The 24,889-nt window shown below is 37.6% G+C and carries 26 protein-coding genes; 13 read left to right on the top strand and 13 right to left on the bottom strand.

Annotated features, from left to right (window positions below):
• Positions 1 to 271, top strand: a 271-nt coding sequence (locus E1140_RS13445; RefSeq protein ID WP_155184619.1) for an HAD hydrolase-like protein, incomplete at its 5' end; no start/stop codon positions are given.
• On the opposite strand, the gene E1140_RS13440 is transcribed toward E1140_RS13445, so the two are convergent.
• Positions 268 to 1,662, bottom strand: a complete 1,395-nt coding sequence (locus E1140_RS13440) for a type III PLP-dependent enzyme domain-containing protein (RefSeq protein WP_155184616.1) — start codon at positions 1,660 to 1,662, stop codon at positions 268 to 270. The genes E1140_RS13445 and E1140_RS13440 overlap by 4 nt on opposite strands.
• A gap of 169 nt (positions 1,663 to 1,831) precedes the next feature.
• Between E1140_RS13440 and E1140_RS13435 the strand changes: the two genes are divergently transcribed.
• The 5 genes from E1140_RS13435 to argS are packed head-to-tail and all read left to right on the top strand — an operon-like array spanning position 1,832 to position 8,000.
• Positions 1,832 to 2,749: a dimethylarginine dimethylaminohydrolase family protein gene (locus E1140_RS13435; protein WP_155184612.1), complete on the top strand. Its 918-nt coding sequence runs from the start codon at positions 1,832 to 1,834 to the stop codon at positions 2,747 to 2,749.
• Positions 2,749 to 3,687 carry a citrulline utilization hydrolase CtlX gene (gene ctlX, locus E1140_RS13430; protein ID WP_155184610.1) on the top strand — a complete coding sequence of 313 codons (939 nt, stop codon included), beginning with the start codon at positions 2,749 to 2,751 and terminating at the stop codon, positions 3,685 to 3,687. Before E1140_RS13435 ends, ctlX begins: the two co-directional genes overlap by 1 nt.
• Before the next feature lie 4 nt (positions 3,688 to 3,691).
• On the top strand, positions 3,692 to 4,666 hold the full coding sequence (locus E1140_RS13425; protein ID WP_155184607.1) for a deoxyhypusine synthase family protein: 975 nt from the start codon (positions 3,692 to 3,694) through the stop codon (positions 4,664 to 4,666).
• Between the two features lies 1 nt (position 4,667).
• The gene (locus tag E1140_RS13420; protein WP_155184604.1) at positions 4,668 to 6,206 is read left to right on the top strand and encodes a bifunctional GNAT family N-acetyltransferase/carbon-nitrogen hydrolase family protein; all 1,539 of its coding nucleotides are present in this window, start codon (positions 4,668 to 4,670) and stop codon (positions 6,204 to 6,206) included.
• Positions 6,207 to 8,000, top strand: a complete 1,794-nt coding sequence (argS, locus tag E1140_RS13415) for an arginine--tRNA ligase (RefSeq protein WP_155184601.1) — start codon at positions 6,207 to 6,209, stop codon at positions 7,998 to 8,000.
• A 1-nt stretch (position 8,001) separates the two neighbouring features.
• On the opposite strand, the gene E1140_RS13410 is transcribed toward argS, so the two are convergent.
• Both E1140_RS13410 and E1140_RS22035 read right to left on the bottom strand, forming a co-directional pair.
• Positions 8,002 to 8,688: a LytR/AlgR family response regulator transcription factor gene (locus E1140_RS13410; RefSeq protein ID WP_155184598.1), complete on the bottom strand. Its 687-nt coding sequence runs from the start codon at positions 8,686 to 8,688 to the stop codon at positions 8,002 to 8,004.
• On the bottom strand, positions 8,685 to 9,716 hold the full coding sequence (locus tag E1140_RS22035; protein WP_155184595.1) for a histidine kinase: 1,032 nt from the start codon (positions 9,714 to 9,716) through the stop codon (positions 8,685 to 8,687). The genes E1140_RS13410 and E1140_RS22035 overlap by 4 nt, the downstream gene beginning before the upstream one ends.
• A 198-nt stretch (positions 9,717 to 9,914) precedes the next feature.
• Between E1140_RS22035 and E1140_RS13400 the strand changes: the two genes are divergently transcribed.
• Together E1140_RS13400 and E1140_RS13395 are read left to right on the top strand one after the other, a co-directional pair.
• A complete protein-coding gene (locus tag E1140_RS13400) occupies positions 9,915 to 11,621 on the top strand; it encodes a serine hydrolase domain-containing protein (protein ID WP_155184592.1) in 1,707 nt (568 codons plus the stop codon).
• Positions 11,614 to 12,483, top strand: a complete 870-nt coding sequence (locus E1140_RS13395; RefSeq protein WP_155184589.1) for a CPBP family intramembrane glutamic endopeptidase — start codon at positions 11,614 to 11,616, stop codon at positions 12,481 to 12,483. The genes E1140_RS13400 and E1140_RS13395 overlap by 8 nt, the downstream gene beginning before the upstream one ends.
• A gap of 75 nt (positions 12,484 to 12,558) precedes the next feature.
• Here the strand turns inward: E1140_RS13395 and E1140_RS13390 are convergent, their stop codons facing one another.
• Complete coding sequence (locus tag E1140_RS13390) at positions 12,559 to 12,933, bottom strand: hypothetical protein (RefSeq protein WP_155184586.1); 375 nt, start codon at positions 12,931 to 12,933, stop codon at positions 12,559 to 12,561.
• A gap of 69 nt (positions 12,934 to 13,002) precedes the next feature.
• Between E1140_RS13390 and E1140_RS13385 the strand changes: the two genes are divergently transcribed.
• The 3 genes from E1140_RS13385 to E1140_RS13375 all read left to right on the top strand — a co-directional run bounded on the left by E1140_RS13385 (position 13,003) and on the right by E1140_RS13375 (position 15,644).
• The gene (locus E1140_RS13385; RefSeq protein WP_155184583.1) at positions 13,003 to 13,893 is read left to right on the top strand and encodes a 1,4-dihydroxy-2-naphthoate polyprenyltransferase; all 891 of its coding nucleotides are present in this window, start codon (positions 13,003 to 13,005) and stop codon (positions 13,891 to 13,893) included.
• An 88-nt stretch (positions 13,894 to 13,981) separates the two neighbouring features.
• The gene (locus E1140_RS13380) at positions 13,982 to 14,824 is read left to right on the top strand and encodes a universal stress protein (RefSeq protein ID WP_185153584.1); all 843 of its coding nucleotides are present in this window, start codon (positions 13,982 to 13,984) and stop codon (positions 14,822 to 14,824) included.
• An 82-nt stretch (positions 14,825 to 14,906) separates the two neighbouring features.
• A complete protein-coding gene (locus E1140_RS13375; protein WP_155184576.1) occupies positions 14,907 to 15,644 on the top strand; it encodes a TMEM175 family protein in 738 nt (245 codons plus the stop codon).
• On the opposite strand, the gene E1140_RS13370 is transcribed toward E1140_RS13375, so the two are convergent.
• The 4 genes from E1140_RS13370 to E1140_RS13355 all read right to left on the bottom strand — a co-directional run bounded on the left by E1140_RS13370 (position 15,641) and on the right by E1140_RS13355 (position 18,124).
• Positions 15,641 to 16,486, bottom strand: a complete 846-nt coding sequence (locus tag E1140_RS13370) for a 1,4-dihydroxy-2-naphthoyl-CoA synthase (RefSeq protein ID WP_155184573.1) — start codon at positions 16,484 to 16,486, stop codon at positions 15,641 to 15,643. The genes E1140_RS13375 and E1140_RS13370 overlap by 4 nt on opposite strands.
• Positions 16,487 to 16,553: 67 nt before the next feature.
• Entirely contained in the window at positions 16,554 to 17,066 is a 513-nt protein-coding gene (locus tag E1140_RS13365; RefSeq protein ID WP_155184570.1) for a GNAT family N-acetyltransferase, read from the bottom strand.
• Entirely contained in the window at positions 17,063 to 17,668 is a 606-nt protein-coding gene (locus E1140_RS13360; RefSeq protein ID WP_155184568.1) for a hypothetical protein, read from the bottom strand. Before E1140_RS13360 ends, E1140_RS13365 begins: the two co-directional genes overlap by 4 nt.
• A 246-nt stretch (positions 17,669 to 17,914) precedes the next feature.
• On the bottom strand, positions 17,915 to 18,124 hold the full coding sequence (locus E1140_RS13355) for a hypothetical protein (RefSeq protein ID WP_155184565.1): 210 nt from the start codon (positions 18,122 to 18,124) through the stop codon (positions 17,915 to 17,917).
• A 196-nt stretch (positions 18,125 to 18,320) separates the two neighbouring features.
• Here E1140_RS13355 and E1140_RS13350 point away from each other — a divergent pair, with 196 nt between their 5' ends.
• Both E1140_RS13350 and E1140_RS13345 read left to right on the top strand, forming a co-directional pair.
• Positions 18,321 to 18,896 (top strand): TetR/AcrR family transcriptional regulator, encoded by a 576-nt coding sequence (locus E1140_RS13350; RefSeq protein WP_155184563.1) that lies wholly within the window; start codon positions 18,321 to 18,323, stop codon positions 18,894 to 18,896.
• Between the two features lie 123 nt (positions 18,897 to 19,019).
• Positions 19,020 to 19,769: an SDR family NAD(P)-dependent oxidoreductase gene (locus E1140_RS13345; RefSeq protein ID WP_155184560.1), complete on the top strand. Its 750-nt coding sequence runs from the start codon at positions 19,020 to 19,022 to the stop codon at positions 19,767 to 19,769.
• Positions 19,770 to 19,859: 90 nt separating this feature from the next.
• Here the strand turns inward: E1140_RS13345 and E1140_RS13340 are convergent, their stop codons facing one another.
• The 5 genes from E1140_RS13340 to E1140_RS13320 all read right to left on the bottom strand — a co-directional run.
• Entirely contained in the window at positions 19,860 to 21,179 is a 1,320-nt protein-coding gene (locus E1140_RS13340; protein WP_155184557.1) for a M43 family zinc metalloprotease, read from the bottom strand.
• A gap of 169 nt (positions 21,180 to 21,348) precedes the next feature.
• A complete protein-coding gene (locus E1140_RS13335; RefSeq protein ID WP_155184554.1) occupies positions 21,349 to 22,548 on the bottom strand; it encodes a serine hydrolase domain-containing protein in 1,200 nt (399 codons plus the stop codon).
• Between the two features lie 4 nt (positions 22,549 to 22,552).
• A complete protein-coding gene (locus E1140_RS13330) occupies positions 22,553 to 23,740 on the bottom strand; it encodes a serine hydrolase domain-containing protein (RefSeq protein ID WP_155184551.1) in 1,188 nt (395 codons plus the stop codon).
• 7 nt (positions 23,741 to 23,747) lie between these two features.
• Positions 23,748 to 24,341 carry a hypothetical protein gene (locus E1140_RS13325; protein ID WP_155184548.1) on the bottom strand — a complete coding sequence of 198 codons (594 nt, stop codon included), beginning with the start codon at positions 24,339 to 24,341 and terminating at the stop codon, positions 23,748 to 23,750.
• 109 nt (positions 24,342 to 24,450) lie between these two features.
• Positions 24,451 to 24,889, bottom strand: a 439-nt coding sequence (locus tag E1140_RS13320) for a LytTR family transcriptional regulator DNA-binding domain-containing protein (RefSeq protein ID WP_221412693.1), incomplete at its 5' end; no start/stop codon positions are given.

The raw sequence follows: 24,889 nt of genomic DNA, 5'->3' as shown, positions 1-24,889 counted from the left end.
AGGTATTATAGACGACATTTATTTTGCCCCCGGACATCCAACCAAATCAGAAAGCCTTTCTAGAAAGCCGGGCTCATTAATGTTTGAGCGTGCTATTGCAAAGTATAATATTGATATCAACCTTTCATGGATGGTAGGAGATAAGCATCGAGACTTAGTTCCTTCCAAAAAGTTGGGAATAAAGAGTATTCAGGTAGATCATTCAGATAGCACACTGGCAGATTACAAAGTTGCAGATCTGCCAGCGGCTGTTGAAGTTATATTGGGTTAGTACCCAAGAGTTTTTAACATTGAATCACTGGTTTGTTCATCAGCAAACAAGCGTGTAGTTATTTCTCCTTTTTCATTCTTATCTATCAATACGTGCTTTGGAGCAGGTATTAAACAATGCTGTATTCCGCCATAGCCACCTAGTGACTCCTGATATGCACCAGTATTGAAGAATCCGATATATAACGGCTCACTTTGGTTAGAGTCCTGCATTGGTAAAAATACTTCACTCGTATGTGACTCGGAGTTGTAGTAGTCCATACTATCACATGTAAGACCTCCAATATTCACCTTGTGGTACATATTGTCCCATTTGTTTAATGGAAGCATAATATACTTTTGGTTCAGGCCCCAGGCATCAGGCAAATGAGTGATAAAAGAGCCATCAATCATATACCAAAGCTCTTTGTCATTTTGAAGCTTCTCGTTCATGATAGAATATAAAACCGCACCACTTTCACCTACTGTGAAACTCCCAAATTCAGTAAATATATTAGGAACAGGAACATTGTTTTTGCCACAAATCCATTTGATGTTTTCTACAATCTGCTCAACCATATATTTATAGTCGTATTCAAAGTGTAAGGATGCCTTGATAGGAAAACCACCACCAATGTCGATCGTATCCAATTCAGGGCATTCTTTTTTAAGCTCACAGTATTTGAAGATAAACCTGCTCAACTCACTCCAATAATATGCAGTGTCTTTAATTCCTGTATTGATAAAGAAATGAAGCATCTTCAGCTTCGCCTTTTTACTTGGCTTAATTTGATCTTTATAGAGGTGATTAATATCACTATAGCGAATTCCCAAACGAGAAGTGTAGAACTCAAAGTTCGGTTCTTCATCCGCTGCAATTCTGATCCCTACATTATAAGTGCCTTCTACATTTTCTTCGTAATGACTAAGTTCTGTAAGGTTGTCCAATACAGGGATACAGTTCTTGTAACCGTCATTTAGTAAACCTGTAATGTTTTCTCTGTAAAGAGGTCTTTTAAAACCGTTACACACAATGAAAGTGTCTTTGCTTATTTTGCCATTCTCATACAATTTTCTGATAATCGGAATATCGTAAGAAGATGACGTTTCAATATGAATATCGTGATTTAAAGCTTCGTTTAATATGAAACTGAAATGCGATGATTTAGTGCAATAACAATAGGTGTATGAACCTTCGTACTTATGTTTTTTAAAAGCATCAGCAAAGAGCTTTTTTGCATACCTAATATTCTGACCAATTTTCGGTAAATATGTAAGCTTTAAAGGTGTACCATACTGTTTGATAATGTCCATCAAAGGCACATCATGAAAGTGTAATTCGTTATTGGTGACCTGAAATTCCTTCTGAGGAAAATAGAAGGTCTGCTCTATTAAATCAACGTATTTTTTCAAAGTTATTTAGTTTTTCTTGATGCAATTTTAATAAATAGGTTCTAATAAGTTTACCAATTTATCATTTCCTTATGGTATAATATAGCAGTATCTTTTTAAATATCTAATGCTATGGTTTGAAATGCGATATACTTACATTTGCGACCTGAAATTGATAACTCGATATTTTATGATAGATGTCCAAATTTTAGATGAAACGGCCCCATTAAAAGCGGTGATTTTAGGTTCTGCCAAGGGAATCGGAGAAGAGCCGGATTTAGAGGATGCCTATGATCCTAAAAGTAAGATGCACATTGAAGCAGGTACATTTCCTGTTGAGAAAGATATGGTGGTGGAGATGGATGCCTTTGAAACTGTTTTAAAGAAACATGGGGTTGAAGTTTACAGGCCTGAGGTGATAATGAATTACAATCAGATTTTCTCCAGAGATATTGGGTTTGTAATAGAAGATAAGTTTGTGAAGCCAAGAATTCTGAAAAACAGGAGACGAGAAATTGAGGGCATACAATATATCATAGATAAGATACCTGAAAGCCAAATAGTAAATGTTCCTGAAGGTGTGCAGATAGAGGGAGGCGATGTAATGCCATGGCATGATCATATTTTTGTTGGTTATTCTAAACAGCCTGATTTTGATGAATATATTGTGGCCAGGACCAATGAAGAGGGTGTGCAATTTTTGATTGACAACTTTCCTAATAAAACGGTAAAGGCATTTGAGCTACATAAGTCTGATGACAATGCTTATGATAATGCCCTACACCTCGATTGCTGCTTTCAGCCGGTCGGTACAGATAAGGCCATCATTCATAAAGAAGGCTTTAAAAACGAAGCCGACTATCACTTTTTGGTAGACTTCTTCGGTAAGGAAAATGTATTTGATATCACCAAAGAGGAGATGTTTGACATGAATTCAAATGTCTTTTCGATATCGCCAAAAGTGGTGGTGTCAGAAAAGGGCTTTACAAGACTTAACAAGCAATTAAGAGATTGGGGATTGACTGTAGAAGAAATTCCATATTCCGAGATAGCCAAAATGGAAGGCTTGCTAAGATGCTCAACATTACCATTAAAAAGAGAATATTAATGATGGCTAGACAGAGTACAGATACAATCATGATGATTAGACCTGTTCGTTTTAGGATGAACGAGCAGACTGCAGTTAACAATTATTATCAAAAAGTATTGGATGGTCTCACTGCAGATCAGGTACAAGAAAAAGCTTTGGGTGAATTTGATGACTTTGTAGAAAAGTTGCGTCTAAAGGGAGTGAATGTAATTGTAGTTGATGATACACTTGATCCTGACACCCCAGATTCTATATTCCCTAATAACTGGATCTCTTTCCATGATGATGGTAGAATAGGGCTTTATCCGATGTTTGCTGAAAACAGAAGGTTGGAAAGAAGAAGTGACATTATTGAAAAACTGAGAGATCAATTCTCGGTAAGTGCTCTTGTTGACTTCACTGAGTTTGAAAGCTCAAATATCTTTTTGGAAGGCACAGGCAGCATGATTCTAGACAGACCGAATAAGATAGTTTATGCAGCCATGTCTGAGCGTACTCAAGAGCAACCCCTTGACGAGTTTTGTGAGGCATTTGGCTATGAAGCTGTTAAGTTTATTGCCAATCAGGATGTTGATGGCAAAAGGTTGCCAATATATCATACCAATGTGATGATGTGCGTAGCCGATGAATTTGCTATATTATGTGTTGATAGTATTGATGACCAAAGTGAAAGGAAAGAGGTTATTGATAAACTAGAAAGCACAGGCAAGGAAGTTATTTCAATATCTGAAGATCAAAAGCATCACTTTGCTGGCAATATGCTACAGGTGAGATCAAAAAATGACGAACTATATTTGGTGATGTCCGCAGCGGCTTACCAATCATTAAATGAAGATCAAATTAGTAAAATAGAAAAATACTGCCCAATAATCCACAGCTCTTTAGACACAATTGAAGCCCTTGGTGGTGGAAGTGCAAGGTGCATGATGGCGGAAGTATTTTTACCCAAAAAATAATATTATGGCAAACAGTCCAATTTCCGATTTTATAGAACACCACTATCTGCATTTTAATGCAGCAGCTTTGGTGGATGCAGCCAAGGGCTACAAAAAGCACTTAGCTGAAGATAAAAAAATGTTAATCTCCTTAGCTGGAGCTATGAGTACTGGTGAGTTAGGTAAATCATTATCTGAGATTATTCGTCAGGATAAGGTGCATATCATCTCTTGTACAGGTGCAAACCTTGAGGAAGATGTAATGAATCTTGTTGCGCATTCGCATTATAAAAGAGTGCCTAATTATAGAGATTTAACACCTCAGGACGAGTGGGATTTGTTGGAGAAAGGACTTAACAGAGTTACAGACACTTGTATCCCTGAAGAGGAAGCATTTAGAAGGATTCAAAAGCATATTTTTAAAATATGGAAAGATGCCGAAGACAATGGTGAAAGAATGTTTCCCCATGAATTTCTATTCAAGTTGTTAAATTCAGGAGTGATGGAGCAGTACTATGAAATCGATCCAAAGAACAGCTGGATGCTAGAAGCGGCCAAGAAGAACTTGCCAATGGTTGTACCTGGATGGGAAGATTCTACGCTAGGAAATATCTTTGCTTCTTATTGTATTAAAGGTGAATTGAAGCCTTCTACTATGAAGTCAGGCATTGAGTACATGACATTCCTTGCTGATTGGTATGCTAAAAATGCTGAAGACAAAGGTATAGGCTTCTTCCAGATTGGTGGTGGTATTGCAGGTGACTTTCCTATTTGTGTAGTGCCAATGCTTTATCAGGATATGGAAATGGAGAGCATTCCATTCTGGAGCTATTTCTGTCAGATATCCGATTCAACAACGAGCTATGGATCTTACTCAGGTGCAGTTCCTAATGAAAAAATCACATGGGGCAAACTAGACATTAACACGCCAAAATATATTGTGGAATCAGATGCAACAATTGTTGCCCCATTAATTTTCGCCTACATATTAGGCTGGTAAAATGGAACCAAAAACTACAGATACCGCTTCGTACCTTCTCAATATTCGTAATCTCACGATTGAAGATTATGACACAATGATTGAGGTCATGAATAGGAGTTATCCTACCATGAATGAAGTGTGGCACAAAAAGCACATTCAAAAGCTACTTACCATCTTTCCTGAAGGGCAAGTATGTGTTGAGGATAACGGAGTGTTGGTTGCCTTTGCACTATGTATTGTCATCGATTATTCAGTTTTTGGTGATAATCACACCTACGCGCAGATAATTGGTAAAAATGCATCTTTCGATTCTCATACAGATGACGGAGATACTCTTTATGGTATTGATGTCTGCGTTGATCCAGAGTATAGAGGGCTAAGATTGGGAAGAAGGTTATATGATGCTCGTAAAGAAATTTGTGAGAATCTTAATCTTAAAGGAATTGTAGCCGGGGGTAGAATGCCAAACTATCATAAGCATAGTAACGAACTATCACCAAAAGAATACATTCAAAAAGTACGTGAAAAGGAGATTTACGACCCGGTTTTATATTTCCAGATGAGTAATGATTTTCACGTTAAGAAGGTATTGAGAAATTACCTTCCTGATGATAAAGACTCCAAGCAAAATGCAGTTTTGATTGAGTGGAATAATATCTACTATCAGGATAATGTTGATATTGGTGCTGCGAAATCTCATGCCAGGATAGGTGTTGTGCAGTGGCAGTTAAGAACAGTAAGAAACCTTGAATCGTTTTTTGAGAATGTAGAATTTTTCGTTGATGCAGTAAGCGGTTATAAGGCAGATTTTGTATTGTTTCCTGAGCTATTCAATGCCCCTTTGATGGCTGAATTTAATGAAGATAATGCTGCCACAGCCATAAGAAAGCTGGCCGGTTATACTGATGAAATCAGAGATAGGCTTCAGCAATATGCTTTGGAATACAATATCAACATAATTGCCGGTAGTATGCCTGTTTATGAAGATGAGAAGCTTTATAACGTGGCCTATTTATTTCGAAGAAACGGCACATTCGAAACTCAAAAGAAGATACATGTTACCCCTGCCGAAAGAGGAGATTGGGGTATGACCGGTGGAGATCAGGTTCAGGTGTTTGATACTGATGCCGGTAAGATCGGTATATTGATTTGTTATGATTCGGAATTTCCTGAGCTAGGTAGAATTTTGGCAGAACAAGGGATGCAAATACTGTTTGTCCCTTTTGCTACTGATATGCAAAATGGATATTTGAGAGTAAGAATATGTTCTCAGGCACGAGCTATTGAAAATGAGTGTTATGTGGCCATTTCTGGCAGTGTTGGAAACCTGCCTAAGGTGGTGAACATGGATATCCAATTTGGACAGTCTGCAGTGTTTTCACCTTCTGATTTTGCATTTCCTTCTAATGCTACAGTGGCCGAGGGAACACCAAATACTGAGAATACAATTATTTGCGATGTAGATCTAAATGATCTCAAACATTTACATACACACGGAAGTGTAAGAAACTTAAAAGATCGTAGACATGACCTCTACGAAATTAAATTGAAGAAATAAATGAATATAGAAAAGAGTCTTCAACAGGACATCTCAAAGGCATTTAGTACCTTATTTCAGGCCGAATTAAAAGCAGATGAAATAGCGCTGCAACCTACAAGAAAAGAGTTTGAAGGATCACATACTTTTGTGTGCTTCCCTTATGCAAGACTTTCTAAGAAAAATCCGGAAGAAACAGGAAAACTGCTAGGAACACACCTTGTTGAAAATTCTGAGGTTGTTGAAGACTTCAATGTAGTTAAGGGGTTCCTTAATCTGGTGCTTACCGATGCTACCTGGGTGGGGGCTTTTAAGGATATATTCAATGCAGAAAACTTTGGTTTTCAACCTGCCAACGGTAAAGAGGTGATGATTGAGTATTCATCACCAAATACTAACAAGCCATTACACTTAGGGCATTTAAGAAACAACTTTTTAGGGTGGTCAGTGGCTGAGATTTTGAAGGCCAATGGCTATAATGTTCATAAAGTTCAAATCATTAATGACCGTGGTATTCACATTTGTAAATCAATGGTGGCCTGGCAACTTTATGGAGATGGAGAAACCCCGGAATCATCGGGCAAAAAGGGAGATAAGCTTGTTGGTGATTACTATGTGAAGTTCGATCAGGAGTACAAGAAAGAAATAGCTGAACTTGAAAAAAAGGGGATGGCTAAAGAGCAAGCTGAAAAGGAAGCTCCAATCTTTAAAAAGGCTCAAGAACTTCTTCTAAAGTGGGAAAATAAGGAGCCTGAAGTCTATCAACTTTGGCAAACCATGAACGGCTGGGTGTATGATGGCTTTGATGTGACTTATAAAACCATGGGAGTGGATTTTGATAAGCTTTATTATGAGTCAAGTACTTATTTGCTAGGAAAAGAACAGGCCCTTGAAGGAGTTGAAAAGGGAGTATTCTTTCAGAAAGAAGATGGGTCTGTGTGGGTTGATTTAACTGACGAAGGACTTGATCAAAAATTGCTGCTAAGAGCAGATGGTACATCAGTTTACATGACTCAGGACATTGGTACCGCCATTCTAAGATTTACCGATTTTCCTAAAATATCGAAACAGATTTATACTGTAGGTAATGAGCAAGAGTACCATTTTAATGTGCTGTTCAAAATACTCGCTAAACTAGGATACTCGTGGGCTAAAGAATGCTACCATTTGTCATATGGCATGGTTGACTTGCCTACTGGTAAAATGAAATCAAGAGAAGGGACTGTTGTAGATGCGGATGACCTAATGCAGGAAATGGTAGATACCGCCAAGGCTCATACCGCTGAGCTCGGTAAGGTTGATGACTTTACTAAGGAGCAAGCCAAAGAGCTTTATGAAATATTAGGCTTGGGTGCTTTAAAGTACTTTTTGCTAAAAGTTGACCCGAGGAAACGCATGCTGTTTGATCCGGAAGAGTCCATACAATTCCATGGAAATACAGCGCCATTTATACAATATACACATGCCAGAATATCAGCGATTTTAAGAAAGGCTGATCAATTGGGCATTAAGCCAGATTACAATTCCTTTGATAATCTCAATTCTTTGCACGGCAGTGAAGTAGGAATAATAGGAACACTTTCAGATTACCCCAAGAAGGTAAAAGAAGCTGGTGAAAATTACTCGCCAGATGTGATAGCTCAATATGTCTATGATTTGGCCAAAGACTATAATCGCTTCTATCAGGAGATATCCATTTTCAACGAGGAAGATCAGGATGCACTAAAATTCAGAATTGCTTTATCAACTGTGGTGGCACAGACAATTCAGAAGGCTATGGGTTTGTTAGGCATCAAGGTGCCGAGCAGAATGTAGGTTATTTTAGTCTATCATTTATCGTTTTTCTGAACGATATTCCTACTGGAATTTTGTGTTCAGCTATGTGAATTTGATGATTCTCAATTTTGGTAATTTTGTCTACAGAAACTATATAAGACCTATGGGTTTGAATGAATGAATCATTCAATTTAGCCAATGTTTCTTTCATGTTGCTCAGCTCCAGAATTTTAGCGGTCGCAGTTACATATTTGATATAATTGCCATCAGCCTGAATATAAAGAATGTCTGATAATTTCACTCTATGAGTAACGGTGCCGCTTTTTATAGAAATTATTTCATCCTTGTGCTCTTCTTTAGGCATGCTGTGAGTACTCGTCTTATCCTGTTCAGCTTTGTTTACAGCCTTTAAGAAACGTCCAAAAGGTATTGGTTTAACAAGATAATCCAAAGCATCAATAGTATAGCTTTTCACAGCATATTCACTATAGGCCGTGGTGAATATTACCTTTGGCTTGTAGTTTAATGTTTCTAATAACTCGAAGCCGTTTAGTCCTTTCATGTTGATGTCGAGGAACAGCAGATCTATTTTGTTTTCGGAAAGAAAACGGCTGGCTTCTATAGGATCGGTAAATTTTCCAGCTAGTTCAAGTGTATCTACCTTTTTAACATATAAATCAATAACTTCAAGAGCATTCTGCTCATCATCTACGGCTACACATTTCATAAAATATAAAGTTTAAGATCTACCTGATAAAAACCATTTTGCTGTACAATATCAAGATCGTACTTTTTAGGATATAATATCTCCAATCGCTTCCTAACATTCTCAAGGCCAATTCTATTGGATGAAATGGCTTCGTTATCTTCCATTATTTTATTAACAATTGTAAAATTAAAGACCGTACCATTTGTATCAATAGAAATGTCAATTGTAGTTTTTTCCTGAGCTGAAACTCCGTATTTAAATGCATTTTCAATGAAAGGTATTAATAGCATTGGGGCGATACAAATACCAGTTTTTTCATTTTTTACTTCAAAATTGACATTTATCTGTTTACCAAATCGAAGTTCCTGTAGGTAGATATAATCCTGTATATACTGCACTTCCTGGTTTAGAGGTACAGCTTCTTGACTTGATTTATCAAATACATAACGCATCATTTCAGAAAGTTTACTTATTCCCTCTGCGGTCTTTTCATCACCATGCTGCAATGACATAGAGAATAGGTTGTTGAGTGCGTTAAAAAGAAAATGAGGGTTTATCTGACTTTTTAGTAATTCAAGCTCTGTTCTCAACTGCCATTCATTGATCATTGTTCTTTGCTTTTCATTGTAGAACCAATCTTTTGAAAATCGAAAGGCCAGTGCTGCCACAATAATTAAAACGTGAGTTATCACAATCATTGCGATAATCTCACCCCAGGCGTTACTCAATTCACCACCTTGCTGATGGTAGATGCTAGCGTCAATTACAACTTCCAAAGCAGTTAATAGAATGAAGGTTAGCAATACATTTACTAAGAATGGGGTAAAGCCTTTTTTTCTTAGTATCACTGGCACAACATAATATATGATGCTATAAAACAATATGAGGTTTATAACACTACCTAATATTGAAGGTAACAGTAGGGAATAATCTATTGACCTAAAAACGCCAAAGGTGAGGTCGAAAGTGGGATTGTTTAATAGTAGTAGTGCAATTGCCACAACTACAATTGGAATGATCCAGTCGAGTTTGCTGATGTTATTCACAAGTCTAAGATAAAAGTAAAGCAGATTAAAAACAGCAACGCTTTATCAACTCATCAATAACCATGATGAACTATCGGAATTAATGTGTCAATGTTATAGACGAATTCAGGCACGTATTCAATACGCTATTACCTTTAATTCATGTATTCTTTTTCTATTGCTCGGTGATGAAAATTAGAATTGCTGAAAATTCAAATTATGAAAAGAATATTAATAACTGCACTTCTAATCATGACCGGTTACATGGTAGGTGCACAATTTAAAACCGATCAAATAAGGGAATCATTATCAGAACGGGTCTTAAAAACAATGAAGAAACGAGACATTGTTGGAGCCAGTATAGCCGTAGTTTCAAAGGACTCTGTTTTATGGATAGACACGTTTGGGTTTTCAGACAAAGAAAGCTCAATAAAAGTAAAGCCCACTACGCTTTTTGGCTTGGGATCTGTCACCAAAGTTTTTACTTCTACAGCTGTGATGCAACTAGCGGATCAGAATCAACTAAATATCGATGAGCCTTTGAAAACCTATTTGAAGGACTTTAATATTAAAGGCGAAGGCTCAAATTTTGTGACACCTCGTAATGTAATGACTCATCACTCGGGCTTACCTTCGGATATTTTCAAGGGGATATTTAGTAACAGGCCAGAAGATTATAAGACCACACTTCAATATATAAACAATGAATACATGGCTGGAAAGCCCAATGAAATCAGGGCTTATTCGAACCCTGGATACACATTGTTGGGGCATATGATAGCAGACGTTTCAGGGCAGGAATATAATGAATATGTACAGGAGAATATATTTAAGGTCCTTCAAATGGACAATAGCGGATATAATCTGGTAGACGAAGCCAGCAAAACCTATGATGGAGAAGGTCTATATAAAAAGGATGTCTTCTTAAGGGATACTCCAGCAGGGGGAATGTTCAGCTCTGCTGAAGAAATGACAAAGTTTATGAAGTCATATCTCAATAAATCATCGAATTTACTAAAGACAGAAACTTATGATTTGATAGCTACCAAACAGCATCAAAATAGTGAATTGAATATGGAATCAGAGTTTGCTCTCGGATGGAGTTTAAGTAAGAGGCCATATTCTGGTAAAATCTTAAGTCATACAGGTACAACCTTATACTTCAATGCAGCTTTAGCAATGGCTCCTGACGCTGGTTATGGTGTTGTCATACTAACCAATTCTGCTAAAGGAGGGTGGCTTTTTAAAGAAGCTTTTAAAGTGCTAGAGGAGCTTGCCCAGGAAGCTGGCAGAACCAAAGTGGAAATTGAAACCATGGATATTGGCAGTAAAGAACGAGTGAAGTTAAGTGAGTCAACATTAAATCAGTATGTGGGTACCTATGCTACTCCAGGAGCGTATTTTAATGTTAAAAGAAGGGGTAAGAGGCTTGGTATGGAGTTGCAAGGATTGAAAATTCGCTTATTAGCCGTAGGTGAAAATACATTCATTCCTAAAATCATGCTATTTGGTTTCATTCCTATAAGGTTGGGCGATACACGTTTTTATTTTGAAACTGTGGCTGGACATAAAGTAATGACATTGCTTGAAGAGGGAGATCCAAAAGAACTTATGGCTGAGAAATTAGAAAGAAAGCAACTGAGTGATGCCTGGAAAAGTAGAGTGGGGAAATACGAAGTTGCTAACAATGATCCAAGCGAAAGATCCTTATTTAAAGGGTTTGAGCTGGTTGAAGAAGACGGCCTTATGATCTTCAAAATGGAGCAACCCGATACCAAACAAAAAATGGGTCTTGTCCTTGATATCATTGATGACAAAAGAGCTAAAACTGCAGGATTAGGTAGATATGGTGGGCAGTCAGTATTGTATGACAAAGAACTGCTTCATGTATTCGGATTTCAACTTAAAAGAATAATCAATGAATAAGTTAAATAGTTTAGGCAAAAAGGGCTGGCAATTTGTAATTCTAACAGTACTTCTGTCTGCGATACCATATTATTTTATAATAACAGATCAATCATTAGAGAGCTCATGGCCTTTGGTTTTAATGTGGATGCCAGGAGTAGCAGCCATTATATTAAGATTGGTTTATCGGGAAGGACTTTTTTCGGGCCTAAATTGGAATCCACTAAAAGGTTTAAAATGGATCTTTATAGCAGCTGCTGTACCGCTTTCAATTGAATTATTCAGCCTAATCCTTACTGTAAACCTGGGAGGAGCTGAACTTAAGGAAGGTTTTTTTAGCTGGGACAATGGGATGATAAAATTGCGTGGAATGGCTCTGATATTTGGAGCACAAGCTCAGCCCTGGTATATGTTTATCCCCAATTTTTTGCTTTCTTTCTTTGTAGGCACCTTATTTTATAGCGTACTATTTGCTTTTGGTGAAGAATATGGGTGGAGAGGGTACTTGCAGAAAAAATGGGACGGGAATAGCAGGTTAAAGACCTTTCTAATAATCGGTGTCATTTGGGGATTATGGCACTTACCCGGAATTCTATTAGGACACAATTTTCCAACTTATCCAATATTTGGGGGTTTAATTCTGATGCCGCTTGTGACGGTCGCGTTTTCGATTGTCTTCGGTACTGCTTTAAATAAAACGAATGTAATATGGGTCCCAGTAATTTTACATGGAGCCGTTAATATAAGTGCCGAGATTTCTAACGCAGCTTTCATAGAAAGCTCAGTAGTTCATTGGATTAATGATGCTATCTGGATTGGCTGTTGGCTCGTAACGGGTCTTATATTTTACTTAAAATATTTATCCTTATCCAAAAATATTTGAGCAAGGTGTGTTTTGACCTGATTTGTAGTGAGGGGGCAATCATTTTTAAGGTTGCCCCATTTTGTCTACGCTGCTTTAAAATATCCTGTAACTAATCAACTTATTCAGCCTGATGTTGGTGGTGGTTCTCTTGAGAGTGCCGTGTACATCAAAATCATAATTAGTGCTGATCATTAGCTTCTTGTAGTTGATTACCGAAGTTTGAGTTTCACCAATCCATACATCTTTAGCGGGGCCAAACTGGCTTTGTATCATCGGATTGCTAACTCTTGAATGTGAAGTTAATGTCTGTAGTTCGAAGCCTGATTTGAACTTGGTGCTTTTTACTGGCTGAAAATCACTTGTTATAAATGATGGAGACTTATAAGTGAAGTCACTTTTGACTTGTGCCAATGAAATAGTAGTAAGCGGCAAGAGAAATATTAGACTTAATAGCAGTTTCTTTTTCATGGCATTGTATTTTTGTGGATACTCCAAAAGGCAACATTATAAATATAATTATTTTAATTTGTTTTAGCAATGAAGAAATGGCTTTCAGCATTTAGGTTAAGAACACTCCCTCTGGCACTTTCCAGCATAGGAATGGGCAGTTTTTTGGCTGCCGCAGTTGGTCAGTTCAATTGGAGTATTTTTGCTCTTTGTGCACTTACAACCATCTTCTTGCAGATACTTTCTAACCTGGCCAATGATTATGGCGATACCGTAAATGGTGCGGATAGCGAGCATCGTGAAGGTCCCCAAAGGGCGGTGCAATCAGGAGAGATTTCTTTAGGTGCTATGAAGGCTGCCATGGCCATTTTTATAGTCCTATGTCTTATTTCAGGAATCTCACTGCTATATATTTCTTTTGGGTTAAACATGCAGGCCTTCTTGTTCTTCTTCGGATTGGGGATATTAGCCATACTTGCCGCCATAGCCTACACAGCAGGCAGAAAACCATACGGCTATATGGGCCTTGGCGATTTGTCGGTTTTGACTTTTTTTGGTTTAGTAGGGGTGATGGGTTCTTACTATCTCTATACTAATTCTATAAGTCTGGATCTGATTTTACCGGCTATTTCATGTGGGCTATTTTCAGTGGCCGTGTTGAATGTTAATAACATCCGGGATATTGAATCTGATAAAAAGGCTGGTAAGTTTTCTATACCCGTAAGGATAGGCAGAGAAGCAGCAGTGAGATACCATGTCGCCCTTATTCTTTTAGGTGTGTTAGCATCGTGTATTTACTGTTTTATTAACTATCACTCCTGGTATCAATTTGCATTTATAGTAGTGCTACCACTTTTTAGTGTTAATATCAAAGCGGTCAAGAACAAAACAAGTGCTAAAGAGCTTGATCCTTATCTCAAGCAAATGGCCTTGTCAACGTTGATATTCATCTTGTTTTTTGGCTTTGGTCAATTGCTATAAATGACAACAGTCAGTTTATAGGTTGATTTCCTTCATGGAATGGTTTGTTTTCTTTTTTCAACTTTGGATTCAAGAAAACATTGAAGCCATGAAAACTATACTTGTACCTACCGATTTTTCTCAACAAGCCGAAAACGCTACGGCAATAGCAGCGAATCTGGCTGAAAAAACAAAATCTACCATTATTTTACTTCACGTTATTGAAGATAACGCCATTTCCATGGTCAGTTACACTGGTGAATTGGCCATGCCTGGCATTGAAGATCGATTGTATATTTATAAGCTCATAGAAAAGGCAAAGCATCAGTTTCAGGAGCTGAGGGGAAAATATCCTGGGGTTACATTTCAGGAAGAAATAAAAATAGGCAACCCATATTATGGAGTACAAGAGATTATCAAAGATTTTGAAATAGACCTAATTTTAATGGGTACTAAAGGCGCAAGTGGTATGCAGGAGTTTTTAATTGGATCTAATGCCGAGAAAGTTGTGAGAAATGCCAAATGCCCAGTATTGACCGTGCACGATGATATGAATGAACTCAAATTGAATACTGTAGCTTTTGCTACTGATGGTAAAATTGGTGGTGGAGAACATTTAAAAGTGTTAAAAAAACTTAGACAGTTCTTCGATTTTGATATTTACCTGGTACGAGTAAATACGCCAAATAATTTCCTTACCGATCGTGATTCAACACTTGAACTAAAAGCATTTGCAGACAATAATCAGTTAGATAATTATAAGTTAAGAATCTATAATGATGTCACTGAGGAGGAGGGGATCCTTCATTTTGCTAATGAGGTAAATGCCGATTTGATTGTTATGGGAACGCACGGGAGAACTGGCTTGGCGCATCTTATTGGTGGCAGTATAGCTGAGGAGGTTGTTAACCATACTAAAAGACCTGTTTTGACTTATACGCTAAAGCACTAATACTACAGGTAAATTTTTGTTGTCATAATTCAATTAGCTATTTTGAGCAGTAATGATTTAACTGTTTAAACATCAAGCTAATATGGTAAGGCAAAAGCTCAAGGCTTCCTCGCTCGGTATCAATCCAGAATTTAAGAATAGAGGCGAAGAACAGACAAGAATTGAAACATTCAGTGATGCAGTTTTTGCTTTGGCAGTTACGTTATTGGTGTTGTCATCTACGGTTCCGACTACTTATGATCAGCTTCTAGAGTCATTTGTAAACATCATTCCATTTGGCATCTGTATCACCTTGCTGATGATGATATGGTTTCAGCATTATATTTTCTTTATTAGATATGGATTTAAGGATGTGAAGATTGTAGTGATCAACAGCTTTTTACTTTTCTTGATCCTTACTTATATCTATCCACTCAAGTTCTTATTTCAAATGTTAGTGCATTTATATATAGCATTAATAGGAGGAGATCAGGCAGCAGTGGACCTAATATTTAAGGATATAATACAGCCCGATCAAATGACAAGTTTGATGGTGATTTATGGACTAGGGGCTGCAGCTGTTTTTGGTACTTTGGGTATGATGTATCTCTTGGCTTACAAACGAAGAGATGATCTGAAATTGACTGTTTTGGAAGTTTTTCATACTAAAAGTAATGTTTATTACAATTTTCTGATGGCAGCAGTACCTTTAATCTCAGTGTTTTTTGCCTTGGTTTCAAATGCTTTCATAGCAGGTATCAGCTATTGGCTATACGGATTGATCATGCCTTTATTTGGCTATCTGAGACGTAAAAAGGGACTGAAGCTTCTTAAGCGTTAAGTCGACACTCTTGGGAATTTACTGAAATCAGGCTTTCTTTTCTCTAAAAATGCATTTCTTCCTTCTTCGGCCTCCTCGGTCATGTACGCCAATCTGGTTGCTTCGCCAGCGAATACCTGCTGTCCAACCATGCCATCATCCGTAAGATTAAAAGCAAACTTGAGCATGCGAATTGATGTGGGAGATTTCTCGAGGATTTCCTGCGCCCATTGGTAGGCAGTATCTTCTAATTCAGCATGCGGTATTACAGCATTCACCATACCCATATCAAAAGCCTCTTGTGCAGAATAATTTCTTCCTAAAAAGAAGATTTCACGAGCTCTTTTCTGTCCGACCATTTTAGCCAGGTAGGCTGATCCATAGCCACCATCAAAGCTGGTTACATCAGCATCTGTCTGTTTAAAGATAGCATGCTCTTTACTGGCCAGAGTAAGATCACAAACTACATGCAAGCTATGGCCACCACCAACTGCCCAACCTGGCACCACAGCAATAACGGCCTTAGGCATAAATCTTATCAATCGTTGTACCTCAAGGATGTTGAGTCTGCCTACACCGCTTTCATCAACATAACCACTTTTGCCTCTGGCTTTTTGGTCACCACCAGAGCAGAAAGAATAAACACCATCTTTTGAAGAAGGGCCTTCAGCAGAAAGTAAGACCACTCCGATATTCGGGTCTTCACGTGCATCTAAAAATGCATCGAAAAGTTCAGCCGTAGTTTTTGGTCTGAAGGCATTACGCACGTCAGGTCTGTTGAAGGCTATTCTGGCCGTAGCTCCAGATTTTTTATAGGTAATGTCTGTATATTCTTTGGCGGTTATCCAGTTGGCTTTTTCCATTGATCTGCAATTTTTTGAAGGAGTAAAACTAAGAAATTAGGGTTTTATATTTGGTTAGTTGACCAAATTAATGGTTCAGCTCAAAGGTTCTGTCTGTACTACCAATCGGTGATTTTACTTCAGTAAAACCTAGCCTCTCAAGTAGTTGAGCACTCTTCTTATTTGTGGGAGCAGTAATTGCATAAAGCTTCGGAATATTCAACGTTTCAAAAGCATATTGTATTACAGCCTCACTGGCCTCCCTGGCCAGACCTTTTCCATTATATTCTGGTAGCAACGCAAAACCCAGATCAGGATATTCAAGATATTCCCTTTTGAAAAGGCCACAGATCCCTATATTTTCAGAAGAGCTGTCGAGTTGAACCAGATATGGGCCGTACCCAAAGTTCTCATAGCGATTTAGCGCCCAAGTCTGAATAAAACTTTTCGCATCATGCGCATTTCTCACATTTCTATCGCCAACAAACTGAAGCCACCCTTCTGTGTTGACGAGCTTAAAGATGAATTCTGCATCTTGAGTTGTGATTTTACGTTGGCTAACACGACTTGATTTTATTATGAATTCGGATTTTACATTCATGATTTACGCGCTCCAAAAGCTGTTCTTAATAAGGCTAATTTGTTCCGCAAGATAAAAAGCATGAGGTAATAAATAGTAGCCCAAACTAACATTCCAATCGCATCTTCACCACCGAACAAATATTCCGCTATTAAGAAGCCAAAACCAGCGCAGATCATATAAATAAAAAATCGCCCAAAGGTGATCATGATCTCGCCTATCAAATCATCTTTCTTGTTTTTGGTATGCGGCACATTCATTCTTGAGTAAATGATGAGTACAAATATTATAGCCGTCCACCACGCACCAAAACCTATTGCAATAGCTATTATAAATAAAAAGTAGAATGAGCCTGTGGCAATCAGAAGTAGATTTTTGGTTCTTTCATTGGTTGAAAAGAACAGTGCTACAGCTATACCTACATTAGAGTGGATCATGAGGAATTCAACAATGATGTAGTTGCCAAAATTCTCAACTGTACTGTAATCAAGGAAGCCGACTGAGCATAATACTCCAAAATACATGCAGGCGGAGAGGAGTTCCGGGTTTATGTATTTGGTAATTTGACCAAACAAAAAACCTTTGGAAATACTGTTTACAATAGAAGAAGCCAAACCTGCCATGGTTAAATATACTGAAGATGTATTTAATTATGGCGTCCCTTTGATGGAGGTACGACTGAGAAGTCTCCCAATTATAAAAGGAGATGTCTAGTTACGTTGCACTTCACATCGACATGACGAATGCTGATAGGTAGGTTATTACTCAATGGTAAATCCTTTGTCGTGGTTCGTGGTTTCACGAACCGATTGTTATCATTACTTGTTTTGTGAAAACACAAACCAAGGTGGTGGTTTTCTATTTTGACTTTAGCTATCTGATGGAATTATATATGCGATACCAAACTCTAAAATTGTCAAGCCAACTAAAATTCCTATCAATGATAAAAACTGAGTCAATGCTCTTCGTTTGGAACTAGGGTCATTCTTTCTAAATAAATTCATTAAGACTTTGGCAGCAAAATATATTATCACACCTGCTTTTGCTAGTGTTAGAATTGAGAAAATAATTGATTTCATCTAATGGAAATATTTGGGTGGTTCTACACTTATAATTCACTTAAGCCTGATTTAGTCTATATGAATTATTAATCCACCAAAATATCAAAACTTGCTGTGTAAAACCAAAGGAGATTAAGAACAGTATTATGCTACTTCAAATAGCCGTAACATTTCCAAAATAAAACTTATTTTTGTTTGGAACGTTTGTTTCAATATGCCGAAGTCTGTTTTATTTGATAGAGAAGAAACCATCAGAAAGGTAACTGATCTCTTTTGGGAAAAAGGTTACAATGGTACTTCTATGCAGGACTTGGTAGATGTTACTGGGCTAAACCGCTCTAGTATTTACAATACCTACGGTGACAAATTTCAGTTGTTTAAAGAAGCACTTTGTCATTATCAGCGACAGCAAAATGATATGCTTCAAAACACACAGGATAAAAGCAAATCTCCTAAAGACGCCATAAAGTTATTATTTGATGGCGTTTGGTCAGAAATGTCAAACGGTCCTACCAAAGGCTGTTTTCTATCTAACTGTGCCACCGAATTGAGCAATACCGATCAGCGCATTCATGAATTTTTAATTGACAATCAGAATAAGGTAGTGCAGAGTTTTGAAAAGCTTATCATCAAAGCGCAGGAAGTAGGGGAGATAGAGTCGTCTAAGGACGCACATATTCTCGCTCAGTATATTTTTTCATCCCTGCAAGGCCTTCGTGTAACGGCCATGGTGGATAATAATAAAGACCATATCAAAGGAATAGCCGAACAGGTGTTGTCCTCTCTTTAATTTTAACTATCTGATTATTAGCGCTTTGAAAATTATTTTCAAATAAAAATATTTTATTTGAAACAATCGTTTCAATATACCCGTTATCTGAACCAAACGTTTCAAATAAAAATTAATCAACACATGGGAAAATTAGAAAATAAGGTAGCATTAATTACTGGAGGTAACAGTGGTATAGGATTAGCCACTGCTAAGCTATTTGCAGAAGAAGGTGCGAAAGTTATAATTACAGGACGAAGACTTGATGCATTGGAAGATGCTGTTAAAGAGATAGGTCATGATGCTAAATTTGTATTGGCCGATGCAGCCAAATACGATTCTGCTAAGAAATCTGTGGATGCGGCTGTTTCGTTATATGGAAACATCGATATCCTATTCTTAAATGCTGGTATTGCATTTTTTGCTCCGGTATCTGAGATCACTGAAGAACATTTTGATGATCATTTTAACATCAATGTTAAAAATCCATTTTTCACTATCAAGGAGGCTATACCTTACTTAAATGAAGGCGGTGTAGTTATTAGCAATACGTCAATTGTTCACCAAAAAGGATTTCCTGGTTCTGGTGTGTACTCTTCAACAAAAGGCGCATTACGCACTTTAACTAGAATCTTGGCAAATGAATTGGCTGCTAAAAACATCAGAACTGTGAGCGTGGCTCCGGGTCCGATAGAAACGCCTATTTATGGTAAAATGCCAATGACTCAGGAAGAGTTAGAAGGAATGGGAGCCAGTTTTGCTCAGCAAGTGCCACTAGGCCGTTTTGGAACTTCCGAAGAAATTGCCAAGACAGTATTGTTCCTAGCTTCAAATGATGCTTCTTTCATCAACGGTGTGGAAGTTGCAGTTGATGGTGGCTTAAGTCAGGTATAAATTAAGAGTCACTGCAGTGACCATTTCATATAGATGACGAAGCCCTAATGCAGGAATGTATTAGGGCTTTTGCTTTGCTCATTGTGAAATTTATTTTCTAAACAATTTAATATACTCAGTATTTCCTTCACTCTTTATTACTCTTAAGTAGAGTATTTTACTACTCGTTTTTGGTGGATTTAAGAGGAGCGTATTGGAGTTAGTAGAAACGGGTGTTTCCACACCTAATAAGACTCCCGAAATGTCATAATACTGCACTTTTACATTTGTGAAAACTTCTGTGTTTGGCCATGTTAAATATAAAACATCGCTAAATGGATTGGGATAAGCATTAAGCCGAGTCTTAGTTAAATCAGGAATGCCAACAGTTTCGTCAGGCGGGTAAAGCGCCTTTGAAGTTAATAGTGACTTTCTTCTCGGACTATTTTCTAAAACCGTTCGCATTCTGTCTATCTGATCATTGGTGAATATGTTCATGCACTCATCATTAGTATAGTCCATGTAATTTTCAATCATGGCTTTTTCTCCATCACATGATAGTTTATCGGTAGGACACCCATGGGTAATGTTTGAAGTTCTTGGAGTGTCATCACAGTAATCATCAATATCACAACTTCCTTCAAAGCCTTCATCTCCCCATATGTGAAAAAGGCCAAAAAAGTGCCCCATCTCATGAGTTCCTGTTCTACCCAGATTATAGTTTGTGTTAACAGAAACTTCACCAAAATGTACAGTGTTAATTGCTACTCCATCAATATCTTTTACAGGAATGCCATGTAAAGAATCGATTCCTGGTATTAAGAAGTCAGTTTCTTCTTCAAGGCCTGGCAGGTCGCTTATGGGGAATTTAGCTTCTCCTAACCCAGTATCCTGAATTCCCGGGAATGCCCAAATATTCAAATATTGGTAAGGATCCCAAAAGCTGTAATATGCGCTTAACCCTATCATGCTTCCTCCAAATGGAGGTGGGTCAAATTCAGTTCGATCAACTCTCACAATACCATCAGTGGCTTTACCGTCAGGTGCAGATTTAGCCAGTATAAATTCAATTCCTACATCTCCACCATCGGTGTGAGTGTTAAAACCTCGGGTTCCAACTTTTCTGCGAAAGTCTTCATTGATCACCCTTAACTGTGACAGAATTTGATCATCTGAAATATTAAAGCCCTCACCTATAGGCTCTCCATTATGTATTATATGGATGACGACAGGTATTTGATACACCTCGTTTTCGCGTCTACTATTTGTTGATTTGAAAGATCGCTGTGCTAACCAGTTTTCAAATGAGTTAGCAGTTTCAGATCGAATAGTGCTGCATCTGTCATCTTTAAGAATGGTTTGGCCAAAAATAATACCGGATGAAATTGTTAGAAGTAAAATGATAGCTAGTACCTTAGAAAAGCTGTTCATTGTTGATAAATGTAAATTGAAGGATGTTTTTGTTGCAGTCAAGTCATTTTGAATTGAATCTAAGTAGTCAGAAACGAGTGCATCTCGTCAATGTTTCAAAGTTGCTCATAATGTAATAGACCACAATGACTTAAAATCTGGGATATAAACTTGTATGATTTTTTCTCTCTTAGTTTATTTTATTTCTCTCAGCAGTCTTCAATAGTTTCTTCATCATTTCCTGATAAAAAATTTTGTGCCCTATAAAACTTGTGGTAAGTGTATTGGAAAATATAATTGCTCCCATTTTCTTTTCAGGGTCAAAAGAAACTACTGTTGCCACCCCTGGGTCAACACCAGTATGAGAAGGAAGCCTTGCCATGAGCAAGTAGTAAATCCAGTTGTCAAACTCATTATAGTTCCATGCCAGCGCCTGATATTCATTGGTCTCTGGGTATTGAACTTTCAGAAACTCCGTAATGGTTTCCTCCTTAAATAGCTGGATTCCATTATGTTTTCCTTTATTCAAAATCAAATTTATAAATTGAGCATAGTCAGCCACATTGGTTCTTAATTGCCCATCGGGATAGTCGGGGTAGCCATAATGGTTAAGCGTTTTGTAATGGGCCGTTTTAGAGTCATTTTCGACATACTCATGAGGTTTAGAGATATTGTCATCCTTAATCTGACTTAGAAACCAATAAGAAGACGTCATGTCCAAAGGCTCAAATATCTTTTCAGCAATGAACTCATTAAATGATTTCCCAGAGATAACCTCAATGATGTAACCGAGTAGCGCATAACCTGCATTACAATATGACTTTTCTGTAGTTGGTATTGCATTCATAAAATTTGTTTCCTGATTATAGTATTTACCTCCTTCTACAAAGTAATTCTTAACGAAACTCTCCAATGATTCAGGACTATCGCCACCTTTCTCCATTGTATAGAGTGCGTTCATGGTTTCTGTATTGTCTTTGAATGACGACATATGAGTCATCAACATGCGGCAGGTAACCAAAGTATTAGGATAGTTTGGGTTGAAGATTTTAAAGGGCAAATAAGCGTTGATGTCCTGATCCAAATCTAATAAACCATCTTCATAGAGTCTTAAAACTCCTAATGCCGTTACAGGTTTTGAACATGACGCAATCATAAAAAGTGTATTGTCATTAACAGGTAAGCTGGATTCGAAATCTCTATATCCATAGCTACCAATCCATTGTGTTTGTCCTTCCTTAATCAAGGCCATTTGCATACCGGCAATATTGGCTTTATTCATTTTCCTTTTGAAATACTTGTCCAATTTCTTAAGAGATTGAGCATTCATATCCATCACTGCCGAGAGTGTTAAAAGAACCATAATAAATGTTTTAAATACTTTGCTCATAGCCTTATTCTCCTAAAACAGTTCCATAAATTTTCTCCATAGCTGCTTTTGACTGTGTAAACTCATCAACCTTACCATAGTTGCCATTTACAGCCCAGGTGATAGTTACATCCTGCTTTGGGAAGTAGGCCATACTTGCGAAATATCCAATAGCATCACCGCTATGCATGTAGGCAGTGCCAAAGTCAGTTTCAATTCTGAAAATTCCCATTCCATAAAATGTTTGAAAACCATCGCCATACCCGTCTTTTGGAGCTACCCACGTCATCATTTCTTTTAATGACTCTTGTGAGAGAATATCTCCCTGAAATAGATTTGTCATAAATTTATTGAGATCATATGCATTTGAAATTAGGCCTCCATCAGCGGTGTAATAGTCCCAGCCACTGTAGTAAGTAGCGTTGATAAGGTTGAGATTACTATACAAATCAACATATCCACGGATGATACCATCAGGTACAGGATCGGTAGCTGCGAATTGTGTGAAAGTAAGATCGTAAGGAATGAATAGCTTTTCTTCAAAAACTTCATAGAATGGCTTTCCAGTGACTTTTTCTATGATCATTCCCAGGAGCACATAACCTGTATTAGAGTATAATACATCTGTGCCAGGAGCAAAGTACGCATCTTTACCTCTTGCCTGTTCCAGCAATTCATCAGGGCCCCATGACTTAGTCAAGTCATTCAAAGAGGCAGTTTGAAATTTGAGGCTTTGTATGTAGTTGTATATGCCGCTTGAGTGAAGCAGTAATTGTTTGATAGTAGATTCCTTAGCGTTTTCTAAACCTTTTATCTGATTATTTGAGAGATAGTCAGTGATCTGATCATCTAAATCTAGCAAACCTTCCTCTTGAAGCATTAAAATAGTGACAGCAGTAAATGTTTTTACAGTGCTGCCAACTCTGGTGATATTGCATGGGCTCAGGCGGATTCCGGAAGAAAGATCTGCAAACCCTTGAGCACCGGACCAATACCCATTTTGATTGTTATGGATAGTTAACATCATTCCCGGCACACCCGATCCGACTATTTCACTTATGAGATTGCTATACTCATCCTCTTTCGGATGATTTGGGCTATTCACCAATTCATTACAGTCATAATAGCTCTCAGGAAATGTTAAATCCTGCTCACAACTTATCATTAATGCCAGCACTACTAGCATTATTGTTATTTCTAATTTTTTATACATTCTAGAATTACTTTATAGGGTAAAACTTTGTGCCCAGATGCACATTGGTGTGAGACATTAAGGGAATAAATCCAGGTGAGTATGGGTACTCTATCCATGATTGGTACAAAAAGAAAATCTCAGTCGATTGTGGGTCATTCTTGTGAAGGTCATAACCCAAACCAATGGTTAATGAGGGCATAATACGAGCATTGCCCCGATCTCCTTTGTTTTCATATGAGGTACCATTAAATTGAAACTCTTGCTGTGTTGCAAAAGTATGGAGGTAGCCCAGGCCGATTTTAGTTTTGATGTTTATGCCTGCCCCCGTTTTATAATCAACGCCAAATTCTGCATTGGCATATAGTCCTTGAAACAGATTTCTATGAAACAAATAACCAACACTTACTGCTGGGTAGATTCTAAAATGGTTCTTCATTTTCCCTTCAAACTCTGTCCCAATCTGAAGTCCTGGATGCATAGGAGTATTTAGAAATGTTGTGAAAGGAATGGTAGTGGCTTCATTAAAAACCGATATTGTGATTGGTTGCTGAGCAAAGAGATTTGAACTCAGCAATAATAAAAATACAGCTACATAGAGCTGTAATGAGAAGTACTTCATTGTTGTTGTTTATTTTGATGTCTGCAAATAAACGGGCGTTGGACAGCCGAAGCCGATAAATAGAATCAATTAAAACTGAATAGGACAAAGTTTGGGCTGAAGCGGACAGTTATTTTTGGTTGAGCCAGGATAGTAATTTGGTAGACTTGGTTTTAGCAACAAATTGGGGCTCAGGCAATGAAGGGTTAAGCGTTATTTCTAACCTTCTTGTCTCGGTTTGTTTACATTTAATGATACTCTTTCTTTTGGCTATCACTTGCCTGTTAAGCTGAAAGAATTCCCAAGGTGATATCTTCTCCATAATTTGCTCAAGTGAATAATCATAAATATGCTTCTTTCCTTCCGTTGTTACCAGAAAGGTAATTTTTTCCTGAATGATGAAGTAGGCCACATCATCAACTAATATATTTTCAACTGCATTACCGGATTTAACAATGAAATTTTCCGTGAAACGGGTGGAGTCCGTAGCTTCATTTACATTTTTTAAAGCCATTAAATAGGCTCTATTGTACAGAAATAAATAGCAGAGGTTAATTAATAAGGAAAGC

The organism is Fulvivirga lutimaris, from assembly GCF_009711525.1.
GTDB classification, from domain to species: Bacteria; Bacteroidota; Bacteroidia; order Cytophagales; family Cyclobacteriaceae; genus Fulvivirga; species Fulvivirga lutimaris.
The sequence above is the reverse complement of the archived record's forward strand: the minus strand, read 5'-3'. Positions and strand labels throughout refer to the sequence as shown.

Bases quoted from the DNA above. Each gene is read 5' to 3' on its own strand.
- E1140_RS13435 (WP_155184612.1), top strand. From the start codon at position 1,832: ATGATAGATGTCCAAATTTTAGATGAAACGGCCCCATTAAAAGCGGTG.
- ctlX (WP_155184610.1), top strand. From the start codon at position 2,749: ATGATGGCTAGACAGAGTACAGATACAATCATGATGATTAGACCTGTT.
- E1140_RS13425 (WP_155184607.1), top strand. From the start codon at position 3,692: ATGGCAAACAGTCCAATTTCCGATTTTATAGAACACCACTATCTGCAT.
- E1140_RS13420 (WP_155184604.1), top strand. From the start codon at position 4,668: ATGGAACCAAAAACTACAGATACCGCTTCGTACCTTCTCAATATTCGT.
- argS (WP_155184601.1), top strand. From the start codon at position 6,207: ATGAATATAGAAAAGAGTCTTCAACAGGACATCTCAAAGGCATTTAGT.
- E1140_RS13410 (WP_155184598.1), bottom strand. From the start codon at position 8,688: ATGAAATGTGTAGCCGTAGATGATGAGCAGAATGCTCTTGAAGTTATT.
- E1140_RS13400 (WP_155184592.1), top strand. From the start codon at position 9,915: ATGAAAAGAATATTAATAACTGCACTTCTAATCATGACCGGTTACATG.
- E1140_RS13395 (WP_155184589.1), top strand. From the start codon at position 11,614: ATGAATAAGTTAAATAGTTTAGGCAAAAAGGGCTGGCAATTTGTAATT.
- E1140_RS13390 (WP_155184586.1), bottom strand. From the start codon at position 12,933: ATGAAAAAGAAACTGCTATTAAGTCTAATATTTCTCTTGCCGCTTACT.
- E1140_RS13385 (WP_155184583.1), top strand. From the start codon at position 13,003: ATGAAGAAATGGCTTTCAGCATTTAGGTTAAGAACACTCCCTCTGGCA.
- E1140_RS13380 (WP_185153584.1), top strand. From the start codon at position 13,982: ATGAAAACTATACTTGTACCTACCGATTTTTCTCAACAAGCCGAAAAC.
- E1140_RS13375 (WP_155184576.1), top strand. From the start codon at position 14,907: ATGGTAAGGCAAAAGCTCAAGGCTTCCTCGCTCGGTATCAATCCAGAA.
- E1140_RS13370 (WP_155184573.1), bottom strand. From the start codon at position 16,486: ATGGAAAAAGCCAACTGGATAACCGCCAAAGAATATACAGACATTACC.
- E1140_RS13365 (WP_155184570.1), bottom strand. From the start codon at position 17,066: ATGAATGTAAAATCCGAATTCATAATAAAATCAAGTCGTGTTAGCCAA.
- E1140_RS13360 (WP_155184568.1), bottom strand. From the start codon at position 17,668: ATGGCAGGTTTGGCTTCTTCTATTGTAAACAGTATTTCCAAAGGTTTT.
- E1140_RS13355 (WP_155184565.1), bottom strand. From the start codon at position 18,124: ATGAAATCAATTATTTTCTCAATTCTAACACTAGCAAAAGCAGGTGTG.
- E1140_RS13350 (WP_155184563.1), top strand. From the start codon at position 18,321: ATGCCGAAGTCTGTTTTATTTGATAGAGAAGAAACCATCAGAAAGGTA.
- E1140_RS13345 (WP_155184560.1), top strand. From the start codon at position 19,020: ATGGGAAAATTAGAAAATAAGGTAGCATTAATTACTGGAGGTAACAGT.
- E1140_RS13340 (WP_155184557.1), bottom strand. From the start codon at position 21,179: ATGAACAGCTTTTCTAAGGTACTAGCTATCATTTTACTTCTAACAATT.
- E1140_RS13335 (WP_155184554.1), bottom strand. From the start codon at position 22,548: ATGAGCAAAGTATTTAAAACATTTATTATGGTTCTTTTAACACTCTCG.
- E1140_RS13330 (WP_155184551.1), bottom strand. From the start codon at position 23,740: ATGTATAAAAAATTAGAAATAACAATAATGCTAGTAGTGCTGGCATTA.
- E1140_RS13325 (WP_155184548.1), bottom strand. From the start codon at position 24,341: ATGAAGTACTTCTCATTACAGCTCTATGTAGCTGTATTTTTATTATTG.